Below are 17,635 nucleotides of genomic sequence, written 5' to 3'. Positions count from 1 at the left end.
CCTGCAAGTACCAGAGAAGTCTAGAGGAAAAATCAGAACGACCAGCGCAGGTTGGCGTTGACCGAATTGACGCGGGTATCGGCGCCGAATTGCCCCTGATAGCCGACATCCAGCGTCGCAGCGCGCGACAGCTTCACGCTCACGCCGATATCGCCCACCATCACGTTGTCATCCACGGCCTGGCCCTGAGTGACGAACGCGTCGCTGCCGGCAAACGCCATGCGCGATGAGGTGTTCTTATCGCCGTAGGCATGTTGCCAGCCGAGCGAGCCGTAAAGGCTGACGTTCTTCGGCAGTTCAGTCACGCCGCGCACCCCGAGCGTGGAGTAGAAGGTGTCCATCGTTTCATTGCGCACGCTCAGCGCCGCCGCGCCACCCGACTCCTGGAAGCTGTCGGTATGCAGGCGGATGTAGCTCAGGTTGATGAACGGTTCGACGTTCATCTCCGGTTGGCCGAAACGGTAACCCGCTTCGGTGAACGCCAGCAGCGAGTTCGCGTCATAATCCGACTTCAGCCGATCCGAGAAGCCGCTGAAATCGACGTTGCGCTTGCCTTCAATCTTGTGCCAGGTGTAACCCAGCGCGCCGCGCAGCGAGAACGCATCCTGTTGCCCGGCCGCATACAGGCCGAGGTGGTAGTTGTCGGTATCGGCCTTGGAGCGGCGGCTGTCGACGTCATAATCGCCGCGGCTGTAACCGAAGTAACCGCCGATGCGCACGTTATGGTCCGCCAGCTTGCGATCCGCCCCCAACAGGAAACCGGTGGTGTTGCCATCCAGCTTGCCCACGTTGCCGTTGCCGCTGTTCCTGCCCCAGGAACTGAAGGTCTGGCCCCAGACGCCGCTGTTTTGCGCCTGCGCCGGTTGCACCAGCGACATCGCCAACGGCGGTACCGGCAGACTGTCGTTATCGAACAGGCGCAGCATGCGCTGGTTCAGCACGTTGAACAGCTGGGTGCTGCCGGCGATCAGGTTAGACTGCATCGACGGATAGACTTCGCCGGACAGCTGATTGAACGCCTCGCGCGCTTCCGGCGCGCTCAGCAGCAGCAGCGAGTTGTACAGCGCCAGTGAAGGACCGCGCTGCGCCAGCGTGGAGAGCGCGCCGGCGGTATTCCACTGGTTGCCGCTCTCGGCCACCGTTTGGAAAATGCCCGGCTTGCCGCTGCCTGGATTCTCGCCCCCCGGATTTTCCCCGCCAGGGTTTTCTCCGCCCGGATTCTCGCCCCCTGGATTCTCACCGCCAGGGTTTTCTCCGCCCGGATTCTCACCACCTGGATTTTCCCCACCCGGATTCTCACCGCCCGGGTTTTCACCGCCGGTGTCTTTCTGCGCGATGGTCAGATCCACGGCGTTGGCGCTGTGCTTCAACGCCACATCGAGGAAGGCGGACTTGGAGACCGCCGACGCGAACTGGCCGTCAATGCCGCCGTCCGAGGTCAGAATGCGGTAGCTTTGGCCGGTTTTATAGCTGGTTTGCGGATCCAGCGCCGTAACCTGCACCTTGGCCCGATCGCTGATGGTGGTTTTGCCCGCCACCAGCAGTTGATCGCTGCGGCCGTCGCCGGCGATATCGACGTCATAGAAGGATTCGCCGATAAAGTTCAGGTAGCGTTTCAGCGTCAGCGTGCCGATATTGCCGTCGCCGGGCGAGATATGGCCGCCGGACTGGATCTCGGTCTGACCCAGCGTGCCGTTGCCGCCCAGCGTGCCGCCGGCCTTGATCGACGCGGCGCTGCTGTAGCCCAGCCCGTTATTGACGTCGGTGCCCGCCGTCGCGTTAAGGATCAGCGTGCCGCCGTTCTCGGCGCCAAGGGTTTGGATCTCGAAGATGTCGTCTTCTTTCTGGGTATTGATGTCGCTGGCGATGATGAGCTTGCCGCCGCGCGCGGTGACGTTCGCCTGCAGCTCAGAGAGATCGCCGTTCAGCGTCGTGTGCCCGGCGCTGTTGATCACCTCGCCTTCGCCGCTCATCTTGTTGCTGAAAACGTAATTGCCGTCGGTATGGTTAAAGTACACATAGCTGCGGAACAATCCGCCTCGCAGGGCGATCGCCGTCTGGGCATCGATGGCGCCAGCGGCGCCCGCCGCGCCGAGCGTCGGTTCGGTCAACCCGGTGCCGGTGTCCATATTGCCGCGGCTGCCGATAATCAGTGCGCCGCGGTTCGAGCCGGAACCGGTCTTGCCCAGCACTACTTCGTTGCCGCCGGCGGAGAATGTCCCGCCGTCCATGACCGCCAACACGCCATTGCCGTAATCGCCGACGTTGACGCTGCTGCCGCTGGTAAACCGTGAGCCGTTGCCGGCGATCGTCAGCTCGGCGGTTTTACGCGCGCCCGAGACGCCCGCCACCTGAATATTACCGACGTTGACCGCAGCGCCGTTCAGCACGTCCAGATCGCCGTAGAGCGTGAGCGCACGGCCGACGTTCCACTGGGAATTGGCCCCCTTGACCGTGGCTTTCGGGCTCAGCGTATCGGTCTCACCCGGCCCGCTGCCATTGCCGATGCGTGCGTCAAAGGCAGTGTTCAGCACCGCGCCGTCTTCAATCGCCAGCGTGGAACGTGCCCCCAGATCGGTGCCGACGCTGAGAAAATTGCTGGTAACGCGAGAACCGGCGCCGGTGGCGATAAGGTGGCTGTCATAGCCACGGGTGGTGCCAACCACGATCTCTTTCGCGCTGGCCAGCGCACCCTCTTCAACCCGCAAAGTGCCCCGCCCCAGATTGAGGCCGCCGCGCAGCACGAACTGATCGTTCACCGCATTCAGCTCGGCGTTCGGCCCGCGGACCGTGACTACGCTGTCATGAATTTGGCCGTTGAACATCCGGCCGATATTGATGTTATAGGCGCTGATCTTGCCATTCTCGATCAGCAGGTTGCCGCTTTGGTTACGGCCGACGTAAACGTCCCCGGTGTAGGCCAATGATTCGGTAATTTTTGAGTCGCCGTCAAAAATGGCATCGTCTGCGCGAGCGATATCGGCGGGCGCCAGCATCAACAGCGGCGCGGAAAATAGAGCGAGGTAAAGTTTGGAAAGCGGTGTTTTAACCGCTAAAGAATGCGATGTCGTGTCATTCACGGGCTATCTCCGTACTCGTTAGCGTGATGTCGCGGAATGTATTGTTATAAGAAAACTCAATGCGCTAGAGGAGGTATGAGGCGTTATTCCGCGCACGCAGGTTTATTGATCGTCGAAGCAAAAGCTTATTGCCCCCCGGCGCTGGCGCTCCGACGATGGAAAACCAGGAAGCGGCAATACCGCCTCCAAAGCGAATTATTTATGGGTGACTACCGGTGTACAGGTCGGCGCGCTCAGCGACGGCGAGGAGCCTAAAATTCCCGGCATCATCAGCGATGAACAATCGAAAATTCGGCCTTTTTCTGTGGTGGCGCGATAAGAAAGTTTTTGGCCGCCCAGCGCATCCGGCTGCGCGCCATTGACATTGGTCACGGTAATTTCGTCCGATGAACCCAGGCCCAGCATTTTAGCGGTTTCCGCCTGCAGCAGCGGAATGGCCTGATCGGTTTTCAGGGTGGAACAACCGGCTATCATCATCGTAACGGTTAAAGCGATAAGTGGTTTCTTCATAAATTATCCTTTATAACCAATCAGTTAAAATTACCGATTGGCTTTATGTTTTCTCTTATCCAAATCCTCGAATAATATATTTCCCTTTCCTAAACGAAAAAACCCTCCTAAAGTAGGGAGGGTTGATAATAACTCATCAGACCTATCTGATATTTGAAGGCGAAAGGAGAATCCTTTGGGGCAGGATTATGCGTTGGTCGTTGATGACCATCCATTGGTAGCAAGCGGCATCGCTAATTTTCTCAGCACGCATTGCCGATTCAAACAGGCGCATGTGGTGACCACAGAAGAGAATTGCTACCGTCATATTAGGGAAAACGGCCCGCCGCGTTTACTGGTGATCGATTTTTGGCTCTCTTCCGGTACGGCGTTGAAATTACTCAAAGAAGTAAAGCAACTTTATCCTCAGGTGCGGATCTTGGTGGTTAGCGGCGACGAGAATAACGATATCTGGCAGAAAGTGCACACTGCCGGCGGACATGGATTTGTATTAAAAAACGAACCTCCTGAATTATTCGCCAAGGCGGTCTTTGCGCTGAACGATAATCAGGAATGGTTTCCTGATGGGAATGAATTCGCCGTTAAAAGCAACCACGAGCATTTAAAAAAATTTAATTTAACCCCACGACAAATTGACGTATTAAATATGATGATGCGCGGCCTGCCCAATAAAAGGATCGCCGCGCAGCTGTCTATTTCCGAACCCACCGTCAAAGAACACATCAGCAATATTTTGAAAAAGATCGGCGTCAACAGCCGAGTGGAAGCCATTACGCTGTTGCACGGCAAACGGGAGCCGTCGCAATGAGGTTTTTCCAGAATTTACAAAATGATGGCATCTCACCACGCGCGCAGATCCGCCTGCTGGACAACACCTTCATGCGATTGGTGTTCAGCTTTACCGCCGTACCTTTCGTCGGCATCCCTTTCGCCATCTGGATTTATTTGCTGGGGGATGAACTTGGCCCAACCATTGCCTGGATCATGGTTTACCTGCTATGCGCCGTGGCGATCAGAATATGGCATCGGCGCTACCTGCGCGAGGCCAAAGAAAATGATGAAGACACCGTGCTGCGCCGCTGGCTGCCGCGCATTAATAAGGTGGCCTTTATTCACGGGCTGGGGATCTCCTCACTCTATTTAATTACCCCGCAGACCCATAACTTTGATTTTTTCCTGCTGCTCAATATCAGCATCGCCGCGATCGTCGCCGCCAACGCAACGCACCTGACGCCCGTCATCAGCACCTTTACGCGCTTTTTCTTCGCCTCCTGGGGGCTGCTGAACATCGGCATCATCTGGCGGCTGGAAGACGTGATGTTCATCGTGCTGATGCTGAACTTGCTGTACGGCTTCGCCATTTATCGCCACGCGTTAACCTCACATGCGTTCTTTATTCAGCAAGCACTGCTCGAAGAGCAAAGTTCGCGCCTGGCGGAACAGTTCCGCCAGGCCAAAGAAGAGGCGGAACAGGCGCTGTTGGACAAGAACCAGTTCCTGACCACCGCCAGCCACGATCTGCGCCAACCGGTGCACGCCATGGGTTTTCTGATCGAAGCCATCATCCACAAAAACCGGGACGACAGCCTGACGCCGCAGCTGCTGGATCTGCAGCAGAGCGTGCGCTCAGTGCATCTGATGTTCAATTCGCTGCTTGATCTCAGCAAGATCGAATCCGGCAACGTGCGCACCGCCGCCACCCATGTGGATATCGGCGCACTGCTCGACTCAGTGATCACCCTGTTCCGCGAAGAGGCCAACAGCCGCTCGCTGGCGCTGCGCACCTGGCGGCCCAGGCGGCGCATCAGCGTGATGGGCGATCCGCTGCTGGTGCGGCAATCGCTGATCAATCTGATCCAAAATGCCCTGCGCTACACGCAACGGGGCGGCGTACTGATCGCCATCCGCCCGCGCGGCGCCGAGTGCCTGGTGGAAGTGTGGGATACCGGCGTAGGCATCGCCGACGAAGAGAAAAGCAAAATCTTCTCCCCTTACTACCGCCCCGAGCTGGCGTGGAAGATAGACAGCGCCGGGCACGGGCTGGGGTTGGCGGTGGTAGCGCGCTGCGCCAAGCTGATGAAGGTGGAGTACGGCATGCACTCCGTCGAGGGCAAAGGCTCGCGCTTCTGGATGCGCTTTGCGCAATACCTCGGCGAAGACAAAGCGCCGGAGAGCGCGGCGACGTACGACAACACCGCCACGCCCACCCGCTACGCGCCGCTGCGGGGATCCTGCCTGGTGGTGGACGACGATCCTTTGGTGACCTCCGCCTGGGAAAGCCTGATGAGCACCTGGGGCATCACCGTGCGCTGCGCGGCCTCCGCCGAGGAAGCCTTCGCCATCGTCGACGACGGCTTTACGCCGTTCGCCGTGCTGTGCGATCAACGCCTGCGTTCCGGCGAGAGCGGTTTCGACATCCTCAAAGCGTTGTTCGAACGCCTGCCGGACGTGAGCGGCGCCATGGTCAGCGGCGAGTTCAATTCGCAAGTTCTGCAAGAGGCCGAGCAGGAAGGCTATCTGGTGCTGCGCAAGCCGCTGGAACCGGCCAGGCTGCATGCGCTGTTGACGCAGTGGGGGGCAAGTTAACTACACAGATGGCGCAGGTTATCCGCCAGCAATAAGACAGGCTCAATGAATAAAACATTAAGCCTGCCGCATTTTACGTGGCGTTATCTAAATACGATTAATCGCATTTAGGCGGTTCTGGTTTGCAGACCGGCGGCTCAGGTTTACATACCGGCGGTTTTGGCGTGCAACCGCCCCAGGCATTATTCCACGCGTTTCCCCAGCTGTTAACAACCTTGCCGATAATAGCCAGACCCAGGCCAATCGTTGCGCCGTTCACCTGCTGAACTTCTGTTGAGTTTAATTCTCTCATTTTTCATCTCCATTCACTAAAAAGAATCAATTAAAAAAGACTGCTTTTTATGAACCGTCGGTTCACGCTTTAGGTATAAGGTGCTCGATAAATTAACTCAATAACGAAAATCTTAATTAAAGATGAAATAAATATAAAATTTTATATTTCATCAAACAACTACGCCATTGCATTTACAGGTTGCAATGTAATTACCCGATCTGCCGATGCAATCGTCGATGGCCGATGAGCAATGATAACGCGGGTCATTTTCAACGAGGATATGGCTTCGTTCACCCTTTTTTCATTGTCCAGATCCAAATGACTGGTGGCTTCGTCCATAAACAGAATACTGGGCCTTCGATATAACGCGCGGGCGATAAGCACCCGCTGTTTTTGCCCGCCGGAAAGACTGCCCCCCAATTCGCCCACCAACGTTTCATATCCCATCGGCATTTTCATAATATCGTCGTGAATATTGCAATGCTTGGCGCATTCAACGATAAATTCCGTATCGGGATGAGCATCAAAACTGCATATGTTCTCGGCAATTGAACCGGCAAGCAGTTTATCTTCTTGCAATACACATGCGATGCACTCCCGATAATTATTAATGCCGATATCATGAATGTTAATGCCGTTGATAAACAAGCGCCCTTCCGTCGGTTCCAACAGCCCGCACATCAGCTTCATCAACGTGGTTTTGCCAACGCCTGAAGGCCCGACGATCGCCACGCTTTCTCCCGCCGCGATCTGCAGGCTGAGCCCGGGGATCACTGGGCGCGAAAGGCTGTCATATTGATAAAGCAGATCGCGCACTTCAAAAGTCACCGCCTCGTTGGGATTGCATATCTTGCGATAGGGCTTTTCTTCCTCTGTCGTAGAAAGCACGATGTCCGCCAGCCTTTCATTATGCAAATTCAGCATTCGCAGCCGAATGACCATATCGATAAGATTTGACGCGCGATCGGAGAATTGCCCCCGATAGGCATTAAAGGCGACAAACATGCCTAATGTCATTTGACTGTCGATCACTAAAGACGCGCCCAACCACAAGATAACGATTTGATCGCAGGCCGCAAGAAACGCATTCACGCCGCCAAAGAACATATCGAGCTTCGTTACCCGAATATTGGCGTTTGCCGTATCGATATTTAAATTTAACCAGAACTGCGAACGCGTTCCCGCCAACCCCAACGACTTCAGCGTCGCGATGCTGTACAGCGTCTCCATAAAATGTGAGCTGGCTTTCGCCGACTTCACCAATTGCTCCTCGGACGCTTGCCGATAATAGCGATAGGTCGAAAGGCGCAGCAGAACATATAAGACCGTAAAGCCGGAGGCTACCCACACCAGCCAGCCGCCGTACATGAACATCATGATAAATACGCCGACCGACATGATGCCATCAATGATGCTGGAAACGATACTGGTGGTAAACGTGGTGCGAATGGCGTCCAACGAGCCAAAGCGCGATTGAATATCACCCAGCTTGCGCTTTTCAAAATAGGCAAGCGGGAGCTTCATCAGATGATCAAACAGCCCTGATTTCCACTGTATATCGATCAGCGCGCCCATCACGATGGAGATCCACGAGCGAAACATCGAAACGCAGGTGCGGAACAAGATAAAAAACAGTAAACCGACGCAAATAATGACCAATAAATTATGGTCGCCGGCCTGGATGACGTGGTCCATCACCAACTGAGTCCCGACGGGCATCAGCAGGTTGACGGCCTCAATGACCAGCGACAGCGCGAAAATTTTTACCAGCGCGCTTTTAAGACCGGTGACATTGCTGAGCAGTTTTCTAAAGTGCAGGCGATTTTTCTGCACCACAGGCGTGAATTCACTGCTTGGCCATACCTCTAAAGCGATTCCGGTAAAATGAAGGGAAAACTCCTGCAGGCCGATAACCCGGCGGCCAAATGCCGGATCGTGCAGGGTTATCCGTCCACCGCGAATGTTGACCAGGACCACAAAGTGATTCATATCCCAGTGCAATATGCAGGGCCTTTTCACCTGGTGAATCTCATCCAGGCTCAAGGATAGAGCCCGCGTTTTCAAATTGAGATTCTCGGCGATCGCGATCAGCGAGCTCAGGGTGGCGCCGCGGGCCGAGATATCAAACTTCTGGCGCATCGACAGCATATCGATGTGCATGCCGTAATAGCCGCACACCATCGCTAAACTGGCCAGCCCGCATTCGGCGGCCTCCGTTTGCAAGACCTGCGGCACTTTTCTTCTGAGCGACAGGTTCAGCTTGCCAACGATATTCTCATAAACTTTATTCACGAAGTGGCCCCGACACACTGTTTTTCATGTCATAAAATGGCGCGAACATCCATTGGTAGATAGGTCTTTTTTCCAGGAAAAGCGTGGCTTGCGCCTTCATGCCGCTTGAAAGGTTCAGCTTCTTTCCCTGATAGCCAAACTGCGTGTTATCGATAGCCACCAGCACTTTGTAGTACGACTCAACCAGTTCAGCCGATTGTCGAGTTGGCGAACTGCTGTAAGTGGACATTTCCTGAATTGATGCGGGAACATAAGCGATGCTTTCGATCACGCCGGGAAACTGACCAAATTTTTCATACGGGAAGGCGTCATAGCGAACGTTGATGTGATCGCCTCGGCTCACGTAAGGCACGCTGCTGTTGGGCAACCATAAAACCAAATAATAGATGGCATGATTACTGGGGATTAATTGCGCCAGGCTGTCTCCCGTATTGACCATTTGCCCAGGCGTCACGCTGAGCGATTCAACGCGCCCGTCCGCCGGCGCATTGACAATCAACGAGCCGCTGGCGTCCGCTTCGGCCAGCTGCCGCAGGAGATCATTGCGCTGAAATTGATATTGTGATATTTGATTATCGAAATCGGACGCTCTTGTCGCGAGATCGCTATTCAGGTTAGTTATCTGCAAAGACTCTTGAATGCTTTGGTTATAGAGACTGTGGAACGTACTCTGCTGCTGATAGTAGAGGTAAACCTGGTTATTCAGCTGATCCCGATTAATGAGCCCCTTACTGCGATACTCATCGTAATTTTTCATGGTTTCGCGCATGAAGTTAACGCCGTTGCGTGAATTCTCGACCATCTGTTTGGACTGGCTGTGCGCCAGTTTATATTGGTCAATCTGCGCTTGCAGATTGACCAGGGTCGTTTTCTTGTTCGCCTCCAATTTGGCGATGATGCTATCGACCTGCGCCAGTTGATTTTCTATCGCCTGCCGCGTGCTTGCGCTGACGGTGCCGGAATCCGTCACCCTGCTGACGTCTATCTGATAAAGATGCTGCCCTTTTTTTACCTGATCGCCCACATTGACAAAGCGTTGTGCAATGAATCCCTGCTGAGTAGCAAATATGTTGACCGACCTTGGCAGCGTCGTGACCTCTCCGCCCACGCTGATACGCCGGGTATAACCGCCATAGGTCACGAAAATGATCAGCACAGAAACGAATGAAAGTGAAATGCCCGCGATGACCCAGGCCGGCAACCCTGCAATTAACAATGCTTTTCCTGCCCATTTAGAACGACTGTGCGATAAGGCCTCTTCCCTAAACAAATCCTGACCTCTCCATATATAGCGACACCGTTCATTTTTATCTTATCCATGGCCCAATACGGCGCTTATTTAGATTTAGTCTTTGTTGGCAAAATCCACAAGTAATAATAATCTTAAAAAATCACAAAACTGCTGAAACGTCACAAAAAGTGCGACCCTAATATTAGCGACGGCGTTATGAGTTGCATATTTCAACGCCGACCTCTTTAATCTAAGCGTATTCTCATCAAGCCGTCATTCACAAAGGCTGCGAGAATTAAGCAGCGAAACGCTTTACGTTTCGTTCCTGAGGCATAGGGATAAAGTTGAAAGGATTTACTATGAAAGAGCTAAATACTGCAGAGATCGAAATCGTTTCTGGTGCGGGGATTATTTCCGATACGGCAAGCTTTGTATCAGGATTTGCCGGCGATGTTATCATTGATACCGTAAAATTGGCCAATGATGCGCTTAATACCCGATTGATCTCTTCCGTAGGCCAAGGGTTCAACGCGATCGGTTTTGGCTTGGGCGCCGTTCATAATGTCGCGGACTCGCTTGGCTATGCAGCATTTAAAAGCGTTGCAGCCGTAGGCTCCCTGCTGGGCGGGGATGCAAGCCGTATCGAATATCATTACGAGAAAGAATGGGGTGCTTGAAAACAAGCGGCTCCCTCTGAAAGGTTAATGATGCTAACCACCTGCCCAATCAGGTGGTTATTTCAATTACGCACTCACTAACTCTTCTGTTTGAAAACCGCTTTGGTCAATGGAGAGGAGAACACGTTGTGCGGATCGTACTTATTCAGCACGTTGCAGGCATGATTCCAACTGTCATTGTTCCCTGCCCCGGCATTAAAGCTGCGCGGAATGTTTTCTTCGAGTACGGTTTTATCCTGCCACGCTGCCTGTGACGTATAACCCCAGCCTTTACTCCACTCTACGCGAACCGTCGCATAGTCGCCCGCATAGTGGCTAAAAATCCATTTTTCCATTTCACTGTAGAATTTATTGGCATCAGGCGTATCGGGCATGGTCAGAATATCCAACCAGATCGCGACATCCCATTCCGGATGGGATTCAACGGGGCGAATAGCCGAAAGATCGGGAGCAATGGCATTGGCCACCGCGCTCTCTTTTGCACTGTCCAATCCGGTGACGCGAATTTCAATCGGGCCATTCATCGGAAATGAATTCTTGCGCTGGTAATCGGCCACCATTTCTTCATATTTTTTCGTGAAATCGTGCAATACGTTTTGAATATTGCTCCGCTTCGTGATTATCGCGTAACCATTGGCCGTCACGCGCAGCGTTGTCGGCTTCACATACAACAGCAGATCCTTGCTCCACCCCCACAGATCCGCCGACACGGTGGCCCCTAAACCAATGCTGACCAACTCCATCTGCGCCTTGCCGAGTGTCGGGGTCAGCTCCGGGTGGCCATTATTGATTTTTTTAATGATATCGGAAATTTTAACCGGCAAATTATCCGAGAACGGATAGTTAAATGGACCATTAACCGGTTTTGACACTTTTGGGAAGCTGTCTTCTTGCTTCCACACTTTCAGCCATGGTTTTTCCGTGAACGGGAACCAAATGACTTCAACGCGCCCGCACAGATCCAAGAAATGGCTGAAGGTATTTTTTGTCGTGCTTGCAGTGGAAAAAAGATCCGCCGCGGTGACATTAACATAACTTTGACAGCGTAAACGCCGGTTGCGCGGCACCTGCAGCGTCACTTCGCTGATAAAAGCCCGGCCGACATGCACCAGGAATGCCGAGCTCTCCGCATTATCACGCGTAAACTCCTTTAATTCATACTTCGACCGCGCCTGATCCCAGACGACAGCTTTTAGCGACACCACGCTATTGCTCACGGAACCAAAGCTGGCAAACTCAGCCAGAGGCTCATCTTTTGCCGGGATGCAGGTTCCATGGCCGCCGATGGCGAGCACGCCGCCCAGGGTCAGATCGCCAGGCGCCGGCGTCGCGTAAAAGCCGAGTTTCTTTTTTTCTAATTCAGTGAGCAAAGCCTGCATTGTCACCCCCGTTTGCGCGGTGACGTATCCATGCTCTCCCACTTTATTGATTGAGATGTTTTTGAATTTCCTGGTGAGGTCGATCAGCACGACATTGCTGTTATCCTCCCCGTTTGCAATAACGAGCGGGGACCAGTTGTGCTTGATGCCAACCGGACGCACGCAATATTTATTCTCATGCGCCCAGTTAATTACGGCCAAGAGCTCATCCGTATTTTGTGGATAGCAGGTCAGAATATGATTGCCGGAGATTTCTTTTGACCAATTAACAAAATTGACATACTCATAGCCCACAGGGAACGTGTTCAAACTAGAACTAGTCATAACTGACTTCCTTTTAAAATTAAAATAGATAGAGATAAAAACGGCAACAGCCCGAGCGCTAATTGATCACCCTGATAAGCACCTCCTTTTCCTTGGGATAATCCCTCTGTTTTACTGCCCGAATAGCGTCAAGACTTGCCAATATAAATCAACACTTTGACGTTAATTTCCGCGTATTGAAAATTCTTTTCTTTATGCAACTCAATTAAAAAGCCGTTTCTTATTCGCACGCCAAGCAAAGGAAGATAGGCGTCATAGATGCTGTCAAAAAAAACCAGGTATTCGTTCAACCTGCCGTTAAACTCGAACAACAAATACTGCCCTCTTATCAACGTCAGATTGCGTGTCTCGTAGTACCCTTTGCTGAGCGTTACTTCCCAACCGGATGAGGCCAACTTTACCGTGCGCATTGACGTATCGGTATTTTTCCCTGTGCGGCTGCCGTATTTCTGTCGTTCCTCTCCTCCAGAGCTGGAAGCATTCATCGAATGATAGAGAAAAAACTTATATCCCTTAAGCAGGTATATGTTCTTGGGCATTTCGATAAAATGATATGCTGACGGATTTTGTATTAAAAATGGAGGGAGATGTTTGGAAAAGTCCCATTCCTGGCTCGTTCTAAAGTCCTTTGGGCTTTCACCGAAAAAGCGTTGAAAGGCGCGGCTAAAAGCCTGCTGGGAGCTAAAGCCGATAGCAGTAGCCACTTCCAATACTTTTAAATCAGACTGTTTGAGCATGACGGCAGACTTGCTCAGACGCCTATTTCTGATATACGTCGCTATTTTCATTCCCGTATAACGCTGAAACATTCTTTGCAAGTGCCATTTCGAATAACCAGACAAATCCGATAACTTTTCTATCGAGAGATCATGCTGTATATTCATCTCGATCAAATTAACTAGCTCGACCACAATACTATGCTGGTAACTCATAATGACATCCATGCCCTAACAAAACCCACCCTCAGACAACCTGCTCATTGGGCTTTTATCCATTAAAATGAAAAACAAAGCGCTGCCGCAATCATGCAATTAGGATTAGAATGTGAAAAACGATGAACCTTTTATAATTGATTGACAGAGAGATACTTCTTTTTGGGTAGACATCCTCCTTGTGACGTTATTGGTATAATTCTTATAAAGCTTTTCCCTGGTGAAGGCTTTTCCTGTCTCTTTCATCTTGACCAATATCCATCCTGACGTTGTGCAACTAAGCAGTCAAAAGAAAGCATATCCTGGCATCCGTTGATAAATCGTTTGCCTCCCTCTCGGCGGTGCATTTTAATACCCTTACATTTAGAGTAGCCTATGTAGATAGCTTAGAAAATATCAAATGCCAGATAATTACATAGTTCGCACTTTATGTTACGACAATAATTAAAAGATAAGAAAAATCATATAATTAGAATTTCAATTCCAAGCAATGAATGCCGATAAAACGTAGGTCTCGTCCTTGAGAAGGGTTATTAAAAACAATGAAACCGCTGATTTCCCCAATAAAAACAGAAAGAAAGATTTATAAAATAAGAAATAGACTAATTCATCGCATCCTTCTGATATATTTATTCGTCAGACCAAGTCTTTCAGAAAAATCCCATAAAATGGCGCACGGAGTCCTTTAATTTTCGCAGAGGATTAATTAGCTACGCCATCGCCCGATGCCGATGAGTCGACGCGCCTCAATACGGCAATTCATTTTAATGCCGCGGCCCGGCGGATACGGTGAATAAAGCCCCGTTATCCGACGACATCATCGCACCGGCGAAGTGCGCGTGGTTGCAGAATACCGTTCTGCGGATAGGCGCAAAGCCGAGATGGAAAACGCCGCGCCTCAGAAAATGAGCCGTAAGCAAAGCGCAGGCGGCTCCGTGCGGGCTGTCCTCTCCATTCGCGCCTCTCTCAACCCAGCCCTCTTGCGGATCGGAGGCCGTCTACGGCACAGGGCGCCAAACATCAGGCATAAAAAAACCCGCCGTTAAGCGGGTTTGGTTCTCATGTGCGGTTCACTGACGCCAGCCTACGCCGGACGCGGGATTACTCCCACTCGATCGTCGCCGGCGGCTTGCCGCTGATGTCGTACACCACGCGGGAGATGCCGTCCACTTCGTTGATGATGCGGTTGGACACGCGGCCGAGGAAGTCATACGGCAGATGCGCCCAGTGCGCGGTCATGAAGTCGATGGTTTCCACCGCACGCAGGGAGACCACCCAGTCGTATTTGCGGCCGTCGCCCATCACGCCGACCGAGCGCACCGGCAGGAACACGGTGAACGCCTGGCTGACTTTGTTGTACAGATCGGCTTTGTGCAGCTCTTCGATGAAGATGGCGTCGGCGCGGCGCAGCAGATCGCAGAACTCTTTCTTCACTTCGCCCAGCACGCGCACGCCCAGACCCGGGCCCGGGAACGGGTGACGGTACAGCATGTCGTACGGCAGGCCCAGTTCCAGGCCAATTTTGCGCACTTCGTCTTTGAACAGCTCTTTCAGCGGCTCGACCAGGCCCAGCTTCATCTCTTTCGGCAGGCCGCCCACGTTGTGGTGCGACTTGATCACGTGCGCTTTGCCGGTGGCGGAAGCGGCGGATTCAATTACGTCCGGATAGATGGTGCCCTGCGCCAGCCATTTCACCTGCTCTTGCTTGCAGGCTTCTTCGTCGAACACTTCAACGAACACGCGGCCGATGATTTTACGCTTGGCTTCCGGCTCGTCGACGCCCGCCAGCGCGGTCAGGAAGCGGTTTTCCGCCTCGACGTGCACGATGTTCAGGCCGAAGTGGTCGCCGAACATTTCCATCACCTGCTTGGCTTCGTTCAGGCGCAGCAGGCCGTTGTCGACGAACACGCAGGTCAGACGCTTGCCGATGGCGCGGTGCAGCAGCATCGCGGTCACGGAGGAGTCAACGCCGCCGGACAGGCCGAGGATCACGTGGTCCTCACCCACCTGCTCGCGGATGCGCTCAACCGCATCTTCGATGATGGTCGCCGGCGTCCACAGGGCCTCACACTGGCAGATGTCCAGTACGAAGCGCTCCAGCATGCGCTGGCCCTGACGGGTGTGGGTCACTTCCGGGTGGAACTGCACGCCGTAGAAGCGTTTTTCTTCGTTGGCCATAATGGCGAACGGGCAGGTATCGGTGCTGGCGACGGTCACGAAGTCGGACGGGATCGCGGTCACTTTGTCGCCGTGGCTCATCCACACGTCCAGCAGCGGTTTGCCGGCCGGGCTGATGGCGTCTTCGATGTCGCGCAGCAGCGCGCTCTCGTTGACGATTTCCACCTGCGCGTAGCCGAACTCGCGTTCGTTGGAGCCCTGCACATGGCCACCCAGCTGCATCGCCATGGTCTGCATGCCATAGCACACGCCCAGCACCGGCACGCCGGCGTTGAACACGTAGTCAGGGGCGCGCGGGCTACCGGCTTCGGTGGTGCTTTCCGGGCCGCCGGACAGGATGATGCCGCTTGGGTTGAATTCGCGGATCTGCTCTTCGCTAACGTCCCAGGCCCACAGTTCGCAGTAAACGCCGATTTCGCGCACGCGGCGGGCGACCAGTTGGGTGTATTGCGAACCGAAGTCCAGTATGAGGATGCGATGCTTATGGATATTTTGTGTCATGTGAGGCGAATTCCAGCAACAAGAGAAAAAGAGCGAAAATGTATGTTTTCGGGATGGGGCTTAGCGCCCCAACCCGGCCTCTCACTCAGGAGAGGTTAAGGCATCAGCCCATGCGGTAGTTCGGCGACTCTTTGGTGATGGTCACGTCGTGCACGTGGCTTTCCTGAATGCCGGCGCCGCTGATGCGCACGAACTCCGCCTTGGTGCGCAGATCGTCGATGGTGGCGCAGCCGGTCAGGCCCATGCAGGAGCGCAGGCCGCCCATCTGCTGGTGCACGATGGCTTTCAGCATGCCTTTATAGGCCACGCGGCCTTCGATACCTTCCGGCACCAGTTTGTCGGCGGCGTTATCGGTCTGGAAGTAACGGTCGGAAGAGCCTTTGGACATCGCGCCCAGCGAGCCCATGCCGCGGTAAGATTTGAACGAGCGACCCTGATACAGCTCGATTTCGCCCGGAGATTCTTCGGTGCCCGCCAGCATGGAGCCGACCATCACGCAAGAGGCGCCCGCGGCGATCGCTTTGGCGATATCGCCGGAGAAGCGGATGCCGCCGTCGGCGATAACCGGAATACCGGTGCCTTCCAGCGCTTCCACCGCGTCGGCGATGGCGGTGATCTGCGGCACGCCTACGCCGGTCACGATGCGGGTGGTACAGATGGAGCCAGGGCCGATACCCACTTTCACCGCGCTCACGCCGGCTTCAGCCAGCGCTTTGGCGCCCGCCGCGGTCGCGACGTTGCCGCCGACGATCTGCAGATCCGGGTATTTGGCGCGGGTTTCGCGGATACGCTGCAACACGCCTTCGGAGTGGCCGTGCGAGGAGTCGATCAGCAGGACGTCAACGCCTGCCGCCACCAGCGCATCAACGCGCTCTTCGTTGCCGGCGCCGGCGCCGACCGCCGCGCCCACGCGCAGACGGCCGTGCTCGTCTTTACAGGCGTTCGGTTTACGTTCCGCTTTCTGGAAGTCTTTAACGGTGATCATGCCCAGCAGGTGGAAGCTGTCGTCCACCACCAGCGCTTTTTCTACGCGCTTTTCGTGCATCTTCTGCAGCACCACGTCGCGCGCTTCACCTTCTTTCACGGTGACCAGGCGATCTTTCGGCGTCATCACCGCAGTCACCGGCTGAGTCAGATCGGTCACGAAGCGCACGTCGCGGCCGGTAATGATGCCGACCAGCTCGTTGTCTTCGGTGACGACCGGATAACCGGCGAAGCCGTTGCGCGCGGTCAGCTCTTTCACTTCCTGCAGCGTGGTGGCCGGGGTAACGGTCTGCGGGTCGGTGACTACGCCGCTTTCATGTTTTTTCACGCGGCTGACTTCTTCAGCCTGGCGCTCAATGGACATGTTTTTGTGGATGAAGCCCAGGCCGCCTTCCTGCGCCAGCGCGATGGCCAGGCCGGATTCGGTAACGGTATCCATGGCTGCGGACAGCATAGGGATGTTCAGGCGGATGGTTTTGGTCAGTTGAGTGCCGAGCTCTGCGGTGTTAGGCAGAACCGTGGAGTGGGCTGGAACCAGGAGGACGTCGTCAAACGTCAGAGCTTCTTTAGCGATACGTAGCATGGGCAATATCTCACCAGGGTGGGCTGTGAAAAAGATAAAATATTGCCGCGGCATTATACAGAGCGGAATCGGTTGCCTCCAGCACTTTCTTACAAAAAGTCTTG

The 17,635-nt window shown here is 54.0% G+C and carries 12 protein-coding genes; 3 read left to right on the top strand and 9 right to left on the bottom strand.

Annotated features, from left to right (window positions below; translation table 11 throughout):
- Positions 1-32: 32 nt before the first annotated feature.
- Both H7A77_RS12515 and H7A77_RS12510 read right to left on the bottom strand, forming a co-directional pair.
- On the bottom strand, positions 33-3,080 hold the full coding sequence (locus H7A77_RS12515; protein WP_182074275.1) for an autotransporter domain-containing protein: 3,048 nt from the start codon (positions 3,078-3,080) through the stop codon (positions 33-35).
- Between the two features lie 195 nt (positions 3,081-3,275).
- Entirely contained in the window at positions 3,276-3,590 is a 315-nt protein-coding gene (locus tag H7A77_RS12510) for a hypothetical protein (RefSeq protein WP_025303891.1), read from the bottom strand.
- 175 nt (positions 3,591-3,765) lie between these two features.
- Between H7A77_RS12510 and H7A77_RS12505 the strand changes: the two genes are divergently transcribed.
- A complete protein-coding gene (locus H7A77_RS12505; protein ID WP_033644079.1) occupies positions 3,766-4,398 on the top strand; it encodes a response regulator transcription factor in 633 nt (210 codons plus the stop codon).
- Entirely contained in the window at positions 4,395-6,176 is a 1,782-nt protein-coding gene (locus tag H7A77_RS12500) for a hybrid sensor histidine kinase/response regulator (protein ID WP_182074274.1), read from the top strand. The genes H7A77_RS12505 and H7A77_RS12500 overlap by 4 nt, the downstream gene beginning before the upstream one ends.
- A 97-nt stretch (positions 6,177-6,273) precedes the next feature.
- Here the strand turns inward: H7A77_RS12500 and H7A77_RS12495 are convergent, their stop codons facing one another.
- The 3 genes from H7A77_RS12495 to H7A77_RS12485 form a co-directional block, all read right to left on the bottom strand.
- Positions 6,274-6,468: a hypothetical protein gene (locus tag H7A77_RS12495; RefSeq protein ID WP_127897174.1), complete on the bottom strand. Its 195-nt coding sequence runs from the start codon at positions 6,466-6,468 to the stop codon at positions 6,274-6,276.
- 159 nt (positions 6,469-6,627) lie between these two features.
- Positions 6,628-8,742 carry a peptidase domain-containing ABC transporter gene (locus tag H7A77_RS12490; RefSeq protein WP_033644081.1) on the bottom strand — a complete coding sequence of 705 codons (2,115 nt, stop codon included), beginning with the start codon at positions 8,740-8,742 and terminating at the stop codon, positions 6,628-6,630.
- Positions 8,735-10,012 (bottom strand): HlyD family secretion protein, encoded by a 1,278-nt coding sequence (locus H7A77_RS12485; RefSeq protein WP_033644082.1) that lies wholly within the window; start codon positions 10,010-10,012, stop codon positions 8,735-8,737. The genes H7A77_RS12490 and H7A77_RS12485 overlap by 8 nt, the downstream gene beginning before the upstream one ends.
- A gap of 320 nt (positions 10,013-10,332) precedes the next feature.
- On the opposite strand from H7A77_RS12485, the gene H7A77_RS12480 reads away from it, so the two are divergent.
- A complete protein-coding gene (locus H7A77_RS12480; protein WP_079007635.1) occupies positions 10,333-10,650 on the top strand; it encodes a hypothetical protein in 318 nt (105 codons plus the stop codon).
- A gap of 77 nt (positions 10,651-10,727) precedes the next feature.
- Here the strand turns inward: H7A77_RS12480 and H7A77_RS12475 are convergent, their stop codons facing one another.
- The 4 genes from H7A77_RS12475 to guaB form a co-directional block, all read right to left on the bottom strand.
- Complete coding sequence (locus H7A77_RS12475; protein WP_042785207.1) at positions 10,728-12,353, bottom strand: cholesterol oxidase substrate-binding domain-containing protein; 1,626 nt, start codon at positions 12,351-12,353, stop codon at positions 10,728-10,730.
- 128 nt (positions 12,354-12,481) lie between these two features.
- The gene (locus H7A77_RS12470) at positions 12,482-13,285 is read right to left on the bottom strand and encodes a helix-turn-helix domain-containing protein (protein WP_033644341.1); all 804 of its coding nucleotides are present in this window, start codon (positions 13,283-13,285) and stop codon (positions 12,482-12,484) included.
- Between the two features lie 1,101 nt (positions 13,286-14,386).
- Positions 14,387-15,964 (bottom strand): glutamine-hydrolyzing GMP synthase, encoded by a 1,578-nt coding sequence (gene guaA, locus H7A77_RS12465; RefSeq protein WP_182074273.1) that lies wholly within the window; start codon positions 15,962-15,964, stop codon positions 14,387-14,389.
- A 103-nt stretch (positions 15,965-16,067) separates the two neighbouring features.
- The gene (guaB, locus tag H7A77_RS12460; protein ID WP_004941460.1) at positions 16,068-17,531 is read right to left on the bottom strand and encodes an IMP dehydrogenase; all 1,464 of its coding nucleotides are present in this window, start codon (positions 17,529-17,531) and stop codon (positions 16,068-16,070) included.
- Between the last annotated feature and the right edge of the window lie 104 nt (positions 17,532-17,635).

The sequence above is a fragment of the Serratia sp. ME47 genome (genome assembly GCF_903970925.1).
In the GTDB taxonomy this organism is placed as follows: domain Bacteria; phylum Pseudomonadota; class Gammaproteobacteria; order Enterobacterales; family Enterobacteriaceae; genus Serratia; species Serratia ureilytica.
The sequence above is the reverse complement of the archived record's forward strand: the minus strand, read 5'-3'. Positions and strand labels throughout refer to the sequence as shown.